15 protein-coding genes and 1 tRNA gene are annotated in these 18,186 nt (G+C 35.0%); 7 read left to right on the plus strand and 9 right to left on the minus strand.

Annotated elements, in window-relative coordinates; translation table 11 throughout:
- Positions 1–119: 119 nt before the first annotated feature.
- Genes ACFQ0I_RS09310 through ACFQ0I_RS09320 form a run of 3 tightly spaced genes read left to right on the plus strand, consistent with a single transcriptional unit; the run spans position 120 to position 5,808 of the window.
- Positions 120–1,148 carry a SusF/SusE family outer membrane protein gene (locus ACFQ0I_RS09310; protein WP_379941551.1) on the plus strand — a complete coding sequence of 343 codons (1,029 nt, stop codon included), beginning with the start codon at positions 120–122 and terminating at the stop codon, positions 1,146–1,148.
- A gap of 11 nt (positions 1,149–1,159) precedes the next feature.
- Entirely contained in the window at positions 1,160–3,649 is a 2,490-nt protein-coding gene (locus ACFQ0I_RS09315; RefSeq protein WP_379941553.1) for a glycoside hydrolase family 31 protein, read from the plus strand.
- A gap of 8 nt (positions 3,650–3,657) precedes the next feature.
- Positions 3,658–5,808 carry a glycoside hydrolase family 97 protein gene (locus tag ACFQ0I_RS09320; protein ID WP_379941555.1) on the plus strand — a complete coding sequence of 717 codons (2,151 nt, stop codon included), beginning with the start codon at positions 3,658–3,660 and terminating at the stop codon, positions 5,806–5,808.
- A 116-nt stretch (positions 5,809–5,924) separates the two neighbouring features.
- Here the strand turns inward: ACFQ0I_RS09320 and ACFQ0I_RS09325 are convergent, their stop codons facing one another.
- The 8 genes from ACFQ0I_RS09325 to ACFQ0I_RS09360 all read right to left on the minus strand — a co-directional run bounded on the left by ACFQ0I_RS09325 (position 5,925) and on the right by ACFQ0I_RS09360 (position 12,200).
- Entirely contained in the window at positions 5,925–6,239 is a 315-nt protein-coding gene (locus ACFQ0I_RS09325; RefSeq protein WP_379941557.1) for a DUF6730 family protein, read from the minus strand.
- Between the two features lie 15 nt (positions 6,240–6,254).
- Complete coding sequence (locus ACFQ0I_RS09330) at positions 6,255–7,112, minus strand: relaxase/mobilization nuclease domain-containing protein (RefSeq protein WP_379941559.1); 858 nt, start codon at positions 7,110–7,112, stop codon at positions 6,255–6,257.
- Complete coding sequence (gene mbpA / locus ACFQ0I_RS09335; RefSeq protein WP_379941561.1) at positions 7,109–7,636, minus strand: mobilization protein MbpA; 528 nt, start codon at positions 7,634–7,636, stop codon at positions 7,109–7,111. Before mbpA ends, ACFQ0I_RS09330 begins: the two co-directional genes overlap by 4 nt.
- Positions 7,626–8,450: a toprim domain-containing protein gene (locus tag ACFQ0I_RS09340; protein ID WP_379941563.1), complete on the minus strand. Its 825-nt coding sequence runs from the start codon at positions 8,448–8,450 to the stop codon at positions 7,626–7,628. Before ACFQ0I_RS09340 ends, mbpA begins: the two co-directional genes overlap by 11 nt.
- A gap of 249 nt (positions 8,451–8,699) precedes the next feature.
- The gene (locus ACFQ0I_RS09345; RefSeq protein WP_379941565.1) at positions 8,700–9,905 is read right to left on the minus strand and encodes a primase-helicase family protein; all 1,206 of its coding nucleotides are present in this window, start codon (positions 9,903–9,905) and stop codon (positions 8,700–8,702) included.
- Between the two features lie 67 nt (positions 9,906–9,972).
- Positions 9,973–10,260: a helix-turn-helix domain-containing protein gene (locus ACFQ0I_RS09350; protein WP_379941567.1), complete on the minus strand. Its 288-nt coding sequence runs from the start codon at positions 10,258–10,260 to the stop codon at positions 9,973–9,975.
- A gap of 355 nt (positions 10,261–10,615) precedes the next feature.
- Positions 10,616–11,866 (minus strand): site-specific integrase, encoded by a 1,251-nt coding sequence (locus tag ACFQ0I_RS09355; protein ID WP_379941569.1) that lies wholly within the window; start codon positions 11,864–11,866, stop codon positions 10,616–10,618.
- A gap of 249 nt (positions 11,867–12,115) precedes the next feature.
- Positions 12,116–12,200: transfer RNA gene (locus ACFQ0I_RS09360), tRNA-Ser, on the minus strand.
- 187 nt (positions 12,201–12,387) lie between these two features.
- Between ACFQ0I_RS09360 and ACFQ0I_RS09365 the strand changes: the two genes are divergently transcribed.
- The 4 genes from ACFQ0I_RS09365 to ACFQ0I_RS09380 all read left to right on the plus strand — a co-directional run bounded on the left by ACFQ0I_RS09365 (position 12,388) and on the right by ACFQ0I_RS09380 (position 16,944).
- On the plus strand, positions 12,388–13,017 hold the full coding sequence (locus ACFQ0I_RS09365) for an NAD(P)H-dependent oxidoreductase (RefSeq protein ID WP_379941571.1): 630 nt from the start codon (positions 12,388–12,390) through the stop codon (positions 13,015–13,017).
- Between the two features lie 136 nt (positions 13,018–13,153).
- The gene (locus ACFQ0I_RS09370; RefSeq protein ID WP_379941572.1) at positions 13,154–14,347 is read left to right on the plus strand and encodes a DegT/DnrJ/EryC1/StrS family aminotransferase; all 1,194 of its coding nucleotides are present in this window, start codon (positions 13,154–13,156) and stop codon (positions 14,345–14,347) included.
- 15 nt (positions 14,348–14,362) lie between these two features.
- A complete protein-coding gene (locus ACFQ0I_RS09375; protein WP_379941573.1) occupies positions 14,363–15,487 on the plus strand; it encodes a hypothetical protein in 1,125 nt (374 codons plus the stop codon).
- 356 nt (positions 15,488–15,843) lie between these two features.
- Positions 15,844–16,944 (plus strand): T9SS type A sorting domain-containing protein, encoded by a 1,101-nt coding sequence (locus ACFQ0I_RS09380; RefSeq protein WP_379941574.1) that lies wholly within the window; start codon positions 15,844–15,846, stop codon positions 16,942–16,944.
- 66 nt (positions 16,945–17,010) lie between these two features.
- Here ACFQ0I_RS09380 and ribB read toward each other — a convergent pair whose 3' ends face one another.
- Positions 17,011–18,171, minus strand: coding sequence for a 3,4-dihydroxy-2-butanone-4-phosphate synthase (gene ribB, locus ACFQ0I_RS09385; RefSeq protein WP_379941576.1), 1,161 nt, complete (start codon positions 18,169–18,171; stop codon positions 17,011–17,013).
- Positions 18,172–18,186: the final 15 nt, after the last annotated feature.

The raw sequence follows: 18,186 nt of genomic DNA on the forward strand, positions 1-18,186 counted from the left end.
ACAAAATTAATTCATATGAAATGAGCCATAACAGTTCTGGTTACCAACCGATAGTTATCGGGACGAAGATGTTGATTGGCAAATTACATTTGACTTTAAAAACAAATAAATAGCAACAGATGAAAACACTAATAAAATCTTTTATAATTATTGCCATAGGAACACTTATTTATTCTTGTAGTAATGATGAGGATAATATGGTTGAAGCAGTTCAACCTCCAACAGCTAACTTTACATTTGAAGTTTTACAGGATAATTCTCAACTAGTAAGTTTCACTAATACAAGCGAGAATGCAAATGCATTTGAGTGGAACTTTGGAGATGGATCCGAAGTATCCCACGAAAAACATCCAAGCCATTATTATTTGTATGGAGGTACCTATGCCGTAACTCTTAAAACGATAAACGAAGGCGGAAGCAATGAGTTTTCTGAAAATATTGAAGTAATTTCTAGGGCACCCGATTATAGTAATCTTTATATTGTTGGAGACGCTTCTCCAAGTGGATGGAACATTGCTTCGCCAGAAGCATTTACGCAAGATAGTTCTAATCCATTTGTGTTTACTTATGAAGCACTTTTAACACCGGGAGCATTTAAAATTGCAACATTTACAGGCGATTGGTGCGATGGCAATTGGATTAATTCTGTAAATAATGGCGATGATTTAACAGGTAATGGATTTATTGTAACATCGGGATGTGACGGACCAGACAATAAATGGTCTGTAACTTCTAGCGGCCAAGGGCGTTATAAAATAACAGTTGATTTTTTACAAAACACCATTTCATTTGAAGAACAATTTCCAGAATATTCTGGACTTTATATTGTCGGTGATGGCTCTCCAAGTGGATGGAACATTGGGTCGCCTGAAGCATTTATCCAAAGTGAAGATGATGCTTTTGAGTTTACTTATAAAGGAATATTAACTCCTGGTTCGATAAAAATATCAACATTTACGGGTGATTGGTGCGATGGTAATTGGATTAATCCACCACAAGATGGCTATGAATTAACAAGTACAGAATACATTATTACTAACGGCTGTGAAGGACCAGATAATAAATGGATGGTTACGTCAAATACTCAGGGTGCTTATATTATTACTATCAATTTATATAATGAAAGTATAAAGTTTGAGCTTCAATAAAATTAAATTAAATGAAAATGGTAAGAATATATAATAGCATCTTAATAGCTTTAGTTTTTAATATTAGCTGGTCCCAAAATGAATTAAATTTAATTAGTGCCATTTCAGATAAGAATAAGGTTGTTTTTTCTTGTGAAAACAACACTAAAATTTCACTTGAGTTTTTAGATTCCAAAAACATAAAATTTTGGTATGCTCCTGAGGGAAATTTCAATAGGAATAATGAATCTTTTGCGGTCATTAATGAAAATTTTCATGCAAACTATGCAATCACCGTTAATGAATCAGCATCGGTTTACGAAATTTTCACCGATGATTTGAGAGTGATGGTTTATAAGTCACCTTTCAAAATCCAAATTTTTAATAAATACCAAAGGTTACTATTAGGTGACGATGATTCACGTCCCTATACAGTTGAAGGGACGAAAATTAAGGCTTACAAAAAATTGAGAAATGATGAGCATTTCTTTGGTCTAGGTGAAAAGACAGGTTCTTTAGACAGAAGAGGCAACTCATTTATTATGTGGAATAGTGATAAACCTTGCTATTCTGATCGTGAAGATCCGCTTTATAAAAGCATTCCCTTCTTTATGAGCAGTTATAATTACGGAATTTTCTTTGATAACACCTACAAAACAACATTTGACTTTGGGAAAGAATCAAAAGACTACTTTTCGTTTTCTGCCCCAAATGGGGCGTTCATTTATTATTTCATGTATGGTAAAGACTATAAAGAAATTATAAAAAGTTATACCGAGTTAACAGGTAAACCAATCATGCCACCCAATTGGGCATTTGGATGGGCACAAAGTAGAGGTCTGTTAACAAATGAAGAACTAACTATGGATATAGCCAAACAATATCGTGAACGAAATATACCTTGTGATATCATCTATCAAGATATTGGTTGGGTAGATGGGCTTCAAAATTTTAAATGGCATAAAGATAGGTATGACAATCCAAAAAAAATGTTGTCAGATTTAGCAGAAAATGGCTTTAAGGTTATTGTTTCGCAAGACCCTGTTGTTTCTCAAGCAACCATTGAACAATGGCAAGAAGCAAATTCAAACGACTATTTTGCAATCGACAAGCGTTCTGGAAAAAGTTATGATATGCCATGGCCTTGGGGCGGAAATGCAGGTGTTGTTGATTTTACAAAACCAGAAGTAGCCAATTGGTGGGGGAAGTTACAACAACAACCAATTAATGATGGTGTTAAAGGCTTTTGGACTGATATGGGTGAGCCAGCATGGAGTAATGAAGAGAGTACAGATAGGTTGCAAATGAAGCACCATTTAGGGATGCATGATGAAATTCATAATGTATATGGGTTAACTTGGGATAAAGTAGTAACTGAACAATTTGAAAAACACAATCCAAATCAACGGGTTTTCCAAATGACTAGAGCTGCTTACTCAGGATTACAGCGTTATACATTTGGTTGGTCAGGAGACAGTGGCAATGGAGAGGATGTAACGTCTGGCTGGAAAAATTTAGCTAATCAAATTCCTCTAGGGTTATCTGCTGGTCTGGGTCTAATACCGTTTTGGACTACAGATATATCAGGGTATTGTGGCGATATAACCAATTATGATGAATTTTCAGAATTATACATTAGATGGTTACAATTTGGTGTTTTTAATCCTTTAAGTCGCGCACACCATGAAGGAAACAATGCTGTGGAACCATGGCTATTTGGTCCTGAAACAGAACAAATTGCTAAACAATGTATTGAACTTAAATATCAATTACATCCTTATACTTACACTCTAGCACGCGAAGCTTACGACACTGGCATACCTATAATGAGAGCCTTGGTTTTAGAGTTTCCAAATGATGAAAACGTATATGGTATTGATGATCAATTTATGTTAGGAAAAGATATTCTAATTGCACCGATAATAAAAGAAGGCGCAACAAAAAGAATGCTTTACTTACCTGAGGGAAATTGGATAGACTATAATAGTCCAGAAAAAATGTATAGTGGAGAACAAACAATTGAATACCCAGTGTCACTTAAGACTATTCCTATGTTTGTGAAATTTGGAGCTATTATCTCTAAAATGCCAATAATGCAGTATATAAATCAAATAGAACATGCGCCAGTAATTTTTGAAATATTTCCATCAGAAAAACCCAGTGCTTTTGAACTTTATGAAGATGACGGTACTACAAACAATTATAAAAGGAATATATTTTCAAAAACCAGAATCGAATCCCATGGCAGTACTAGTTTATTGGAAATTAGCTTATTTGAAAATCAAAATAATTTGTTTAAAACTGAAAAACGCAATTATGTGCTCCAGATACATTTACCATCAAAGCCTAAAAAAATTCTATTGAATAATGCCAAGTTGAAGCCAACTACCCTCAGTAAAATAAATGAGGATGTAAATTCAAATTTTAACGATTCAGGGTTTAACTATAGTTCAGAAAACCAAATCCTAACAATTCGAATACCAGACTCAAAACAAAAAACAATCATTTCAATTACTAAATAAAAATTATAATGACACTTAAACGCTTTTTCATCATTCTTTTAATATTTCAATTATCCATAAATGGCATCGTTGCACAGCAATTACTGTCTCCAGATAAAAACATGGCTTTAACATTTTCTTTAAATGATAACGGCATCCCAGTCTATCAAATTTCTTTTAAGAATGCCTTAGTCATAAAAAAAAGCAAATTGGGTTTCATATTAAAAAACGACGAAAACAACCTGTTTGATAATTTCGCTATCTCAAATACAGAAACTTCAACTTTCGATGAGACTTGGCAACCTGTTTGGGGTGAAGAAAACCAAATAAGAAACCACTATAATGAAATGGCTGTTACTTTAAATCATCAGAAAAGTAATAGACAAATGATTATTCGATTTCGTGTGTTTAATGATGGCGTTGGTTTTAGGTATGAGTTTCCTGAACAAGATAACTTAGGGCATTTTGTTATAGAAGATGAAAAAACGCAATTTGCTATGACTGGAAATCATACTGCATTTTGGATTCCTGGAGATTATGACACGCAGGAATATGATTATACAGAGTCCCGCCTTTCTGAAATAAGAAAATTAATGACTAATTCGATAACGGATAACCTTTCACAAACCACATTTTCGCACACAGGGGTGCAAACATCTCTCATGCTGAAAACAGATGAGGGGTTATATATTAACATACATGAGGCAGCTTTAATTGATTATTCAGTAATGCATTTGGATTTAGATGATAAAAATATGGTATTCGAAGCTTGGTTAACACCAGATGTAAAAGGAGACAGGCCTTATATGATAGCACCAGCAATTACACCTTGGCGTACTATCATAGTAAGTGATGATGCACGTGATATTTTAGCGTCAAGGCTAACCTATAATTTAAATGAGCCTAGCAAGATTGAAAACACGTCTTGGATAAAACCTTTAAAATATATTGGTGTTTGGTGGGAAATGATAACTGGAAAAAGCTCATGGGCATACACAGACGATCTTAAAGCAGTAAAATTAGGCGTAACGGATTACAGGAAAGCAACTCCCAACGGAAAGCACGGCGCCACTACAGAGCATGTTAAAGAATATATTGATTTTGCACATAAGCATGGATTTGACGGTGTTCTTGTTGAAGGTTGGAATATTGGTTGGGAAGATTGGTTTGGACATTCAAAAGATTATGTCTTTGATTTTGTAACACCTTATCCCGATTTTGATGTAGATGAATTACAAGAATATGCAAAAACTAGAAACGTTCAAATGATAATGCACCATGAAACATCTTCATCAGTTAGAAATTATGAAAGGCACATGGATAAAGCCTATAGATTTATGAAAGATCATGGTTACCATGCTGTTAAAAGTGGATATGTAGGTGATATTTTGCCTAGGGGTGAAAACCATTATAGCCAATGGATGGTCAACCATTATCAATATGCCCTTGAAAAGGCAGCAGATTACAATATTATGCTGAATGCACATGAAGCAGTTAGACCAACGGGAATAGCTAGAACCTATCCAAATTTAATTAGCAATGAATCCGCCAGAGGAACAGAGTATCAAGCTTTTGGTGGCTCTAAGGAAAATCATGTTACTGTATTACCTTTTACAAGATTGATTGGTGGACCTATGGACTATACACCAGGTATATTTGAAATGGATATAAGCAAGCTAAACCCTGATAATCATTCGCATGTAAATAGTACCATTGCTAACCAATTAGCTTTGTATGTAACCATGTATAGTCCGTTGCAAATGGCGGCAGATTTACCTGAGAATTATAACCGCTTTTTAGATGCTTTTCAATTTATAAAAGATGTAGGAATGGATTGGGAAAAAAGCGTCTATATTGAAGCAGAACCAGGAAGTTACATAACCATAGCCAGAAAAGAAAAAGGAACAAATAATTGGTTTATTGGTAATGTTAATGGTAAAACGAATAGGGTTTCCAATATCAAATTTGATTTTTTAGATAATGATAAAGTATATATTGCCACTGTGTATGCCGATGCTAAGGATGCTGATTATAAAGTCAATCCTCAGGCATACATCATAAAAAAGTTCAAGATAACGAGTAAATCAAAATTATCTCAACAAAGCGTTGCTGGCGGAGGTTATGCAATAAGCATTTTTGAGAGTAACAAAACGGAAACAAAAAGTTTAAAAAAGCTATAAGATTTAAAACCTAATAAACTTATAAACCCCATTTGGAATTGTAAACATCATTTGGGGTTTTGCTCATTTAGATTCCTATGTTAATAAAACGGAAATGGTTTTGAGCATACTACTTTCTAATTATATAAATATAAGAAACAAAGAATGATTACAAACAACACAGCCATAACAAACACCACTACCGCCCAAGTTGAATAAATTTTAGCTTCCTTAATTTTACTCTCAAATCGACTTTCAAAGCGTTCCATGCTATTTATGTATGAAGCCATTTGTTTCTGATGCGCCACAAAAATGGTTTTGTATTCCACTACATCCATCTTAATCTTGGTCGTGTTCAATTGTTCGCTGATTTTTTCCAGTCTTTCAACGCTTTTATTAAAGTCATGGAGCTCATTGGCCAAAAGGGCGGTCAGTTCTTCAAGTTTTGTCATGATTGTTATGTTTAATTAATATCCAATTCCTTTTTGGATTGCTTTTTTAATAATGAACTTGGTTATTTTAAGGGCCAAGCTAGGGGTCAGGTCAACCATTTTGTCCGCTAGTTTAATACTTACATTGTTTTCCTTTAAGATACGTGCCCCTTGAATCCCGGACATCTGCTTTCCGATATTGCCAATGGACATATTACGGTGTACTTCGCTTCCCTTTAGGTTATGGCCATCAAACTCAAACCGAAAGCCCTGAAGCTTGTTCTGGCTGTTTATAGTTGGAATAACTTTTACCCCATTGGTCTCCATCGCCTTGACATAATCATCAAAGGATTTTGGCTGGAACTGTTTCATGGTCAGGTCATGCCTTCGTTTGATTTCCGTGCGGATTTCCATCGAGTTGAATGCCTTTTCAAATTGCACCTGTTTGACCGTGGTCAGCTGCATACGTTCCGCCACTCTTTCAGCGGCCAATTGGCTGCGCTTCCCAATAAAACTATCGTTATAGGCAACGCCCCTAAAATCAATACGGTTGACATATAAATGGATGTGCTTATGCTCCTTATCCTGATGTACAAAAGCAATGGCCTGGCGTTCGCCCAGGTTCATGTCCTTTATAAAACGTGCCGTGATTTCATGTAGCTCATTTGTTCCCAAGTGTTTTCCATCTTCAATAGTCGGACTGATGACAAAGGAGATGGTATTCTTGGTACAATGGTAGTTCAGGTCCTGGACCATTTTGAACTCCTTGGTGATCTCTGCAGGCGTATCCCCATGCAGGAATTCCTTCAGTACGATCTGGGCATCCTTTTCCTGGTTCCATCCGTAGGACATGGAAGCCCGGGTGTGGGATATACTTTTCCCTTTTCCTATCATGATTGAAACTTTTTAAGGTGTTCTTTGATGTCGTTCGCCAGAGTGTGAACTTCTTCCATGAGCTTGGGATTCCGTTTTTTGAACATGTTCCCAATGGACTTAAAGTTGTTGTGGTACTTGATGAGCATTTTATAAAGTTCGATGTGCTCTTCCGTAAAACGTTCCGTAATTTCCTGTTCAAATAGGCTACGTCGTATATATTCACTTAATGTCAAACCGCTTCTGGTTGCTTTGATATTCAAAAGCTTCTTTTCATAAACGGTACATCGAAACTTAACGAGGTCTTCCTTCCCCTTAAACACTCTTTTTTTTTCTTTGCGACCTTCGGGAGCAAACGAGAATGTGTCCACAGACACACATCTCGAATTCCTCCCCATGGACAGTTCCGTTTCCGATAGGTTCAGTACCACTTCCATGTCCAAGGCTTCCAAATTATCCAGTGCTTCGGTCGGAATCTTTACTGTCCGCTGTTTTTGACCTTCGTTATTTTTTGGTGTAAAATCAAAGTTGTTATCATCCGCCATCACACAAATAGTTGTTTAAATCTTTATGGTTTTTATAGGTGTCACTTTTATCAATAACCCTATGACTGGTTACCATAAGGTATTTAGTAGCTCCAGTTCCAGCCGTATCGTTATCCAAATAAAGCAAGGTCTGTTCATAGCCATCGATATAGGGTTTCATGTCCTTTACAAAGGCAATGGAGTTCAGGACCATGATATCCGAAATGTTCAACAGTTCCGGTTCCAATATGGCCAATGACAACAGATCAAACATGCCTTCCAAAATGATTAATTGTTTATTGTTGTTTTGGATATAGGTAAAGGATTTGGGGCTGCTACTATTCTTAAAAAGCCTGTTTCTAAGTTCCCACCCATTTTTAGAATTTCTTAATCCAATGGCAAAGAATTGAGTCTCCTTAAACCTATACCAAACTTCTTTGCAATAGGTATTGGCAACCATTAATGAAATACCTCTGGAATTCAAATATTGAATCAGGGCAGGGTGCATGATGTCTTGGACCTTAATGATTTTAATATAGGTACATGGGATTGTGTTAATTGCCCTTGTATCCCACTGATACCGTTGTTCCATTATGTTAATTGGAATGGAATCACTTAAAAACTCCAAAGCTTCTTTTATGGAACATTTTAAAATTTTGCATACCAAATCTATCACATTACCTCCAATACCCTCACCGTGGTCGTACCATCGGTTCTTGGTTCTGGAGACTTTGAAAGAGGCTTGGGTTTCTGACCGAAAGGGACTCAGAAACCAAGCTTCTTTCTCCGTTGTCCGATTGGGAAAGTGCCCTAATTTTTCCAGTTCCTTTTCCACTGAAAAATTACGGGCTGTTTCACAATTTATTTTTCTTTTCATAAGCCAATGTGTTTTAGGGTGTTTTTTTAATGATTTGATGATTTCACTTGTAAAGCCTTATAAACAGTACGTTTTCTGAGTCATCAAAATGTCATCATTTCATCATTCTTGGTTTTTTATAGCATTGTCCTGTCATCATTATTTTTTTTGATGACAAAATGATGAATAAATGATGACGGCTTTAGTTCAACAAATACAGTAGGTTTTTCACTCTGTCATCAAATCATCAAAATTTTCAGTTAAAAATGATTTCCCAACGGTAAAATAGCGTCCCTTGGCATCTACCAAAGTCATATCTCCGTCCGTCCAAATCACAAATTTTTGATAGCTATTGGAGTTGTCTTTGTTGCTCAATTTCCAATCCTTCTTCAGCAGCCTGCGCAGTTGGGTCAAATCCGTTTTTACACGAGTCCTATTCAGTGCCAACAGGGCATCCATTGGGCATAGATCAACGGCTTCCAAATCAAATTTTTCAATGACGCCCATCAGAATGCTTGCCAGTTCCTTTTCAACCCTATTCCGATTGTTCTGTACCAACTTTGTTAAGGCGGGTGTCCTTATCTGTTGGGCAGTGAACCACATACGTGTTAAGTGTTTGGAGCTCAGTTTCCGGTTTGCTAGATAATAAAGGAAGGCTGGGATTTCTTCAATTAATTTTTCCAAGTAGTTGGTCTGTTCTGCTTCCAGAACCGGTACTTTGATTACCCAAAACCGGGTTTCATTGGCATCAATTTTAATAAAGCTTTCTTCATTGTTACTGCACAGGATAAACTTGCCAAAGAACTCGACCTCACGTTTGTCCTTGCCCTTGGCTTCCAGTTTATTAATATTGGTGGTAATGAGGTATTTGATGCGCTCAGTGAGCTCTTCCTTGTTGAACAGGACTTCGTCAATACATATCAATAGCTTGTTTGCCCAATCGGCATTGAACTGGCTACTGAAACTGTCATTGGTCAAGTAGGTGAGGTTGTTCTCAAAGATTTCCTTGAGCCATTTTAAGAAGGTGCTTTTTCCTGTGGAACGTTCCTTGGAAACCAGACAGAGGATAGGGAGTACTTGGATAGGTTTAAGGTATAACAATTGGAGATAGTCTAAACCCAGTTCGTAATGTTTGCCAAAGATGTGCTTTACGAATTTCAGGGACAACTTGAAGTCCCCTTCTTTGGGCGTTTTGCCCAAAGGGGAGTAGATATTGTAAAAGCCCAGGTATTCCTGTTTGAAATCCATATGGCTTGGGATGCAGGTAAAGCCATCATATTTAGGAACCTTGCTTAAATGGTCCTTGCCATGGTCTTGTTTAATGGTCTCCATGTTCCAGTGCACCAGGATCTCATTGAAGTGTCCTGCGATGGTTGGGGCTTTCACGCGTTTGTAGTAGGACGTGCCCACACGTATATAGGGTATCTGTTCCATAAGAAATGTTTTTATGCCATAAGAGTCATGGCGAATTGCTAACTGTTTGGTTTTGAACTAAAAAAAGTTAGTCCTCCTTATTTGCCAGATTACCGGCTATGGCATTGTCCCTTATTTCCAGTCTGGGTCCTCGCTTATGTTGTAGTAACCAATCCACAAGTTTCTTTTTATCAAAAAAGACCATTTTTCCATTGGGTTTGGAGTGTGGAATTTTCCCGGAAGCAGTTAGCTTATAAAGGTAGCTTCTCGATATGCCCGTGTAGTCACTGGCCTCATCGAAGGTCAATACTTCCTTGCTTCCAATCAGAAGTTTTTCTAAACGATCCAATCGTTCCAGTATTAAAATAGTGTCCATTTTTATTGTTTTTAGGTTAATAAAATGAACAAAAGCGCTTTTGTTATCCCTTATGGGATTATGGTAATAAAGGTATAAAACGTGGCTGTTGAAAGAAGAAAAAAAATAATTAGTTATTCACAAATAACTGATAAACAGTATATTAAATTAGAATAAACCAATTTTTATGACAATAAAATAAAAACATTTTAATTGATAAAGCTTGGCATCATTCAGCATGAAACTAAATGACCAAAAAAACGCGGTTTTTGGGAAGATTATGGGTTATTAACAATAGAAAACAAAAGTTTTGGTCGATTTCGGGATTTAAAACGGCTAATATTATATCGCTGCTATTTTAAAACATCAAATTAGCTTATTGATTTATAGATTTTTTTTCATTGTCATGTTCAATAGCATCCATTTTCAATCTCAAGGCATTCATATCTTCACTCACCTTTTTATCAATAATTTTAGCATAGTGCTGGGTCGTCCTTAAAGATTTATGTCCCAACATTTTGCTAACTGATTCAATAGGAACCCCGTTTGTAAGTGTTACAGTAGTAGCAAAGGTGTGACGTGCTAAATGAAATGTTAGATTTTTATTTATTTCACATAAATCTGCAATTTCTTTGAGGTAAGCATTCATTTTTTGGTTACTTAAAACAGGAAGCAAAAGTTCAGTATCCAAAGATTCCTGATATACTTTGTATTTATCAATAATTGCCTGGGGAATTGAAAGAATAGGAATATTACTTCTGGTATCTGTTTTTGTTCTTTTGGTTTTAATCCAATTTTGGCCATCAATACCAATAACAATATCATTTTTGGTAAGCTTTTTTACATCAGCATAGGCCAATCCAGTAAAGCAACTAAAAATAAAGATGTCCTTAACTTGGTTCAATCTGTCAGTTGAAAAATCCTTTTCAACTATTTTTTGAATGTCTTCACTTGTTAGAAATTCTCTATCAACAATTTTAAGTTTGGCTTTCCAATGGATAAAAGGGTCTTTGCTAATCCAGTCATTGGCATAGGCAATGCGAATGATTTTTTTTAAATTCGTTACGTATTTAATTGCTGAATTATGAGCACAGTTTCTTGTAGTTTTTAGATAATATTCAAACCCAGTAATAAACTTAAGGTCAACTTCTCTAACAGGAATATCTTTAACTTGATACTCTTTTAGAATATAATCAGTAACATGCTTCATTGCCGTTTTATAGCGTTCCGCTGTTCCAGCTGAAAAATCTTTGCCCACTAATTCATTAACTTTATCATTGTGTTCTTGAAAAATCGCCAAAAGCATCTTTTGATTGCTATTCTTTCCCAAATAGATGTTTTTGATTTTTTCAGATGTAATCAAAATGTTTTTTTCAGATAGCTGTTCTTGAATTTTATTAATCTTGAGTTCTATTGAGAGAAGATATTTATTCAATTCACGAACATCGGGAGTGGTGCCTCGTATTTTGCCTGCATCAGAATTCCATCGCGTTAATTGCACTTTACGCCTTATACTAAACTCACTTCGCTTACCATTTACAGTGATGCGTGCATATATGGGCGCATAGCCATTTTTGTCAATATCGTTTCCTCGTGGGTAGAATAGGATGGAGAATGTGGTTTGCATCGGTGCGTATTTATTATCTTCACCAAAATACAAAAAAAATATCAATTACAAAAATTAATATATGCTTGTAAACTACTGTATTACAGTATTTAACAATCAATTCGGTGCGTAAATTTTATTTTAAAAAATACGCACCGAATCCCGTACTTTTTATTTGATATTTTATAGTTTTATTTGATATTGAATAAAATTAAAAACCCTGTAAACATTTAATTTACAGGGTTTTAGTGGGATTTGATATATTCCCAGCGGAGAAAGAGGGATTCGAACCCCCGGAGGTGTGACCCTCAACAGTTTTCAAGACTGCCGCATTCGACCACTCTGCCATTTCTCCAGTTTGGGTCTCATCAGGTATTCCCTGAATGCGGGTGCAAATATAGAATCCTTTTTCAATACTTTCAAATAAAATGTCAACTTTTTAAAAAATAAATTTAATCCTTTTTAGTATTCGTTAATTTATGTCACTTTTTAATTAAAAGATAAATTCAAAGTTTATTTTTGTCATTATTTAAAATTCTAAAATGGATACAATAAAACAGCTCCAATGGCGCTATGCAACAAAAAAATTCGATAGTAATAAAAAACTGAATTCTAACAAATTAAATATATTAAAACAAGCATTTAATTTAACCGCAACATCTTTTGGCTTACAAACCATTAAAATGTTAGTGGTTCAGAACACCGAATTAAGAGCCTCTTTGGTAGCCCACTCATACAATCAAAAACAAGTCTTAGAAGCCTCGCATTTACTCGTTATTTGTATTCAAGAAGATATTTTAGAACAAGATATTATCAACTATTACAATAACATTAAAAAAATAAGAAATACCCCCGAAACCATTTTAAAACCATATCGCGAAGACCTCATTAAAATGATGTCAAAAATGTCCATTCCAGAGCGTCAACGCTGGTCTAAAAACCAAGCATATATCGCACTGGGTAATTTAATGACGGTTTGCGCCATCGAAGAAATAGACGCCTGCCCAATGGAAGGATTTAATGCAGCAGCCTACGATAGCGCCTTGCAGCTAGATAAATTAGGCTTAAAATCGGTGCTGTTGCTGCCTGTTGGCTATCGCGCCGATACCGATATGTTTGCGGGTTTCGCAAAAGTAAGAATGCCGATAAACGATGCAGTATTAGAACTGTAATTAATAATTTGGGCGTTACCACAAGGGTCGGGCTTTTCGTTGCAATCTTTTTGCTCGTACCTCACAAAAAGGATTTTCACTGCAATCCCTAACGCAAAGGCAGTTTCAATAAATATTAAGTAATAAAAAATACAATATGCCAGGATTTGAATTATTTGGAGATTTAGAAAAAAAACATGTTAACGATGTACTAGACAATGGCGTTTTAATGCGCTACGGATTTGATGGCATGCGTAACGGACATTGGAAGGCTAAAGAACTTGAAACAGCCTTAGAAAAAACCTTTCAGGTAAAGCATGCGCAGCTTGTATCTAGCGGAACGGCGGCATTATCGGTAGCATTAGCATCGGCAGGAGTAGGAGCAGGAGACGAAGTCATTATGCCAACCTTTACTTTTGTAGCAACCTTTGAAGCCATCATGCAACTTGGTGCAATTCCTGTTTTGGTAGATATAGACGATACCTTAACCTTGTGCCCAAAAGCTGTGGAAAAGGCGATTACTTCAAAAACAAAAGCCATTATGGTGGTACATATGTGTGGTAGTATGGGCGATATGGATGCTTTACAAGCCATTTGTAAAGCGCATCATTTACTTTTAATAGAAGATGCATGTCAAGCCATTGGAGGGGAATACAAAGGCAAACCCTTAGGAAGTATTGGCGATTTAGGATGTTTCTCCTTCGATTTTGTAAAAACAATTACTTGCGGCGAAGGTGGCGCCGTCATTACAAATAATAAAGACTACTATATAAATTCCGATCATTATAGCGATCATGGTCACGACCATGTGGGTAACGATCGCGGCGCAGAAACGCATCCGTTTTTAGGGTATAATTACCGAATTTCAGAGCTTCATGCGGCGGTTGGTTTGGCACAAATACAACGTTTGCCAGAAATATTAGCGATTCAAAAAAATAATTTCAATATCATTAAGGAGGTTTTATCAGAGATACCAGAAGTAACTTTTAGAAAAGTTCCAGAAGGTGGGATAGAAAACTATAGTTTCTTAAATTTCTTTTTGCCAAATTTAGAAACCTCAAGAAAAGTCATTCAAGGTTTTAAAGAAGGTGGCGTAGACGCTTGCTGGAATTATTTCGATAATAATTGGCATTACATTCGTAAATGGGATCATTTAAAAAATTTAAAATCGTTAGCTCCAATTTCAGAAGAAGTAAAGAATGGACTGTCGTATCTAAAAAACAAAGAATTCTCGCAATCAGATAATGTAATAGGCAGAAATATTTCATCCTTAATTAAATTGTCATGGACGGAAGAACAGGTTAAAGAACGTGCCTTAAAAATGCGAGATATTATTAAAGCATCTTTGTAATTTAAACGAATTAGTATGTTAAAAAAGGCATTAGTCATTATCGTTTTAATGAGTTCATTTGTTAATTTTTGTCAGGCACAAGATTATCACATTATTAACCTATTGCCCCTAGAAGAAGATACGGTTGAGAATGTGAATTTTTATGTTTCTAAAATTATTGATAACCGTATTTACAAAGACAATCTAGGAATTGCACAAAAAGGAGTTTTCAACAAAAAAGTACTTTCAACATTCTATAACCCTTTTGAAGAGGAGTTAATGGATTATTTTAATGCTATATTTCCTGCCAATACATCAAAAACACCACTAGTATTAAGAATTAATCAATTACTTATTTCTGAACATACAGGTGCGTTTAAAGAAACAGGAAAGGCAACCGTTAATTTAGATGTTTTAACAGAGAAGGATGCTATATATTATTTTCTTGGAAGTTTTTCTGCTTATGCCGAAAAAAACAGTGTCGATGTAACTGGAAAACATGACGATAGAATTAGGGAGATTTTAAAAAGTTGTTTAATTCAATTCAGCGAATTAAATCCAGATACTCAAATGAATCGACCAATTTTGATAGAAAACCCAAGTGCGCCAGTAATTTTAAGCGAACCGATAAAAAAGGGTTTCTATACGTCTTTTTCAGAGTTGTATAACAACCAGCCATTTCAAGATGCGTCTATTGCATTTAAGGATTATTCATCAAATCAAGAAAAACTAAATTTGGAAGAACGGGAGCATAAACGCGCATTGTATTATGCTTATTCTGATGGAGATTATATTTATCTGAATGCTTCAAATTACTCGGGAGAAAAACACTTTGTTAAGTCGGAACTAATAGATAAATATTTATTGTTTAACGACACCTTTGTGAATCAAGATAAAGTAGCTGGTATGTCTCTTGCGTTTGGTGTCCTAGGTTTATTAATGTCTAACGAGCAAACAAATGTCTTGTTAGATTTGTATACGGGCCAATACCATAGCATTGATGGTTCTAAAATTAGAATGCTATTAAATGATAAATATCCAGATTTATATAAACACGTTCGAAAGAATTTGAATAATAAAGATGTAATGAAATCAGTTTTAATAAAACTTTTAGAAAGTGAAAATAAAGAAGAAGTAAGATATATTTTAGAAGCTTCTTAGTAACATGATTTTATAATTTTAAGTGGTTAAAAATGATCGGGCTAGAGTTGTCAAAGCAGCAGCGCATAATATTTATATATTAATTTTAAATAAATCAAATAATTAGTTATAATCATTTGATTTATAGTGTTTTATTTTCTACTTTTATGTGGCCATAAAGTCTTCATATACATAACTCTTTTATAGTATTGGTTACAATCTTAATTTTCAAGATTGGTAATTCAATTTATTTCTCTCAAAAGGTTAATAGCAAAAAAATAGTTCAACACCAGGTTTTTATTTTTTTAAAGTAGAAATGCTCACATTTCGTTTGCATTTCAATGTAACTATATATAAACCAATTAATGCTATTAATTATGAAACGACTTTTACTTTTTTCAGTAGTTCTGTATGGACTTGTATTAACAAGTCCTTGTGCGTCCCAAACTTATAAACTTGATGTAAAGACAATTTGGAGTAATTTTGATAATCCCGAAGTCTGGCAACAAGACTATGTAGAGCAATATACATACGGTAATGGTGGAAACAAAGAAACCAAAATATTAGGTTTGGTATATCCGAGTTTAGAAAATGATTATCAGTATATTAAAACCTATAATACCACTAATAATACGATAACCACAAACTTAAGACAAGATTGGAATGGGGCATCATGGGATGATAGTTATCAAGAAACGTATACATATTATACAGGAACGAGCAATATCAAGGACATAACTACTTACTCCTTTGAAGCGGGATTCGATGTTTTAAAAATTTCTTATGAATATATTGGAGCCGATGTTTATAAAATAACATTTCAAGAAGGAAGTACGGGTACTTTGGTGAATTATAGACAATTTGAATATGCCTACGGTACTTCTGGACAGCCATCCACAGAATGGGAACGGCAGTGGACTGGAAGCGCTTGGCAATTAATTGAACGAGGAACGGCTACTTATACAACAAATCAAAGAGAGTTAATTGTTGATAGTTATAATGGGAGCACTTACACGTTAAAAGAAAGATATATAACCACCTACATGGGAACTTTAGAAACCATTTATCTATGGCAAAGTTGGGTAGATCCTAATTGGGTAAATGAAGATAGAGAAGTAAGTACTTATGATAGTAATGGAAACAAAGAATTATATGTTTATCAGGATTATGATTCAGCTACTTTAAGTTGGGTAGGGTATTATAAGGAAGAAAGTTCATTTTCGTTAGCAGCACCTCTAAGTACGGAATCGTTTGATAATAATAATTTTAAAATTTATCCAAATCCAGCGTCAAGCGTTATTTATATTTCATCAAATAGTAGCATAGGCCTAGTTACGATTTATGACGTTTTAGGAAATCAAGTATTAAAAACTAAAAACACAAAACAAATAAACGTAGAAAGTTTAAAAACAGGAGTTTACATTCTTAAAGCTTACAATGAAAAAAGTAGTACCACAAAAAGAGTGGTAATTAGATAAAATAGTTTGAGTTAGTAAGTGAAAAAGAGGGTAGTGCTAAGTAGTTTAACTTGCACTGCTCTCTTTTTAGTAATTTACATAATCCACAATTTCTAAACCATAGCCAATTAAGCCCACACGTTTACTTTGTTGACTGTTAGATAACAAACGGAGTTTATGTATGTTTAAATCGTGTAATATTTGTGCGCCAATACCAAAATCGCGGGCATCCATATCTATTTTTGGTGCTTTATAGATGGTATCAGGTTTTTGATTGTCTTTAATAACAGCTAATCTTTTTAAAATGTTCATAGACGGTGTTTCCTGATTAATAAAGATAATAGCACCTTTCCCTTCCTTGTTAATTACGCTAAACATATTTTTCAACTGTTCGTCAACGTTATTGGTTAGGGTTCCTAAAATATCATTATTAATTAAGGTAGAATTTATGCGGGTTAGCACCTCTTCATTATCTTTCCAGGCACCTTTGGTTAAAGCAATATGTATTTGTTTATTGGTAGTTTGTTTGTAAGCTCTTAATCTGAAACTTCCAAAGCGTGTTTCTATTTGAAAATCTTCTTTTTTTTCAATTAAAGAGTCGTGTTGCATTCTGTAAGCCACTAAATCTTCAATCGACACTAATTTTAAATCTAATTTTTTTGCAATCTCTAAAAGTTGCGGTAATCGCGCCATGGTACCATCTTCATTCATGATTTCCACAATTACACCTGCGGGTTGTAAACCTGCCAATCTTGCGAAATCTATGGCTGCTTCGGTATGCCCTGTTCTTCTTAAAACGCCACCTTCTTTTGCAACTAATGGGAAAATATGTCCTGGTCTAGCTAAATCAAACGGTTTGGTATTAGAGTCTGTTAATGCTTTTACAGTTTTAGCTCTATCGCTAGCCGAAATACCTGTGGTTACTCCCTGACCTTTTAAATCTACCGATACCGTAAAGGCAGTTTCCATATGATCGGTGTTATTTCTAACCATCATATGCAAATCTAATTCCTTACAACGATTTTCAGTTAGTGGCGCACATATTAAACCGCGACCTTGTGTGGCCATAAAATTTATCATTTCTGGCGTCACTTTGTCGGCAGCAGCTACAAAATCACCTTCATTTTCTCTATTGGCATCATCTACTACTATAATAACTTTACCATTGCGAATATCTTCAATAGCTTCTGGTATGGTATTAAGTTTTACTTGAGTGTTTGTATTTTCTATCATGGCTTCTGTAATCATAATGCAAAGGTATTG

Origin of the sequence: Mariniflexile aquimaris (assembly GCF_042676825.1) — a bacterium.
GTDB classification, from domain to species: Bacteria; Bacteroidota; Bacteroidia; order Flavobacteriales; family Flavobacteriaceae; genus Mariniflexile; species Mariniflexile aquimaris.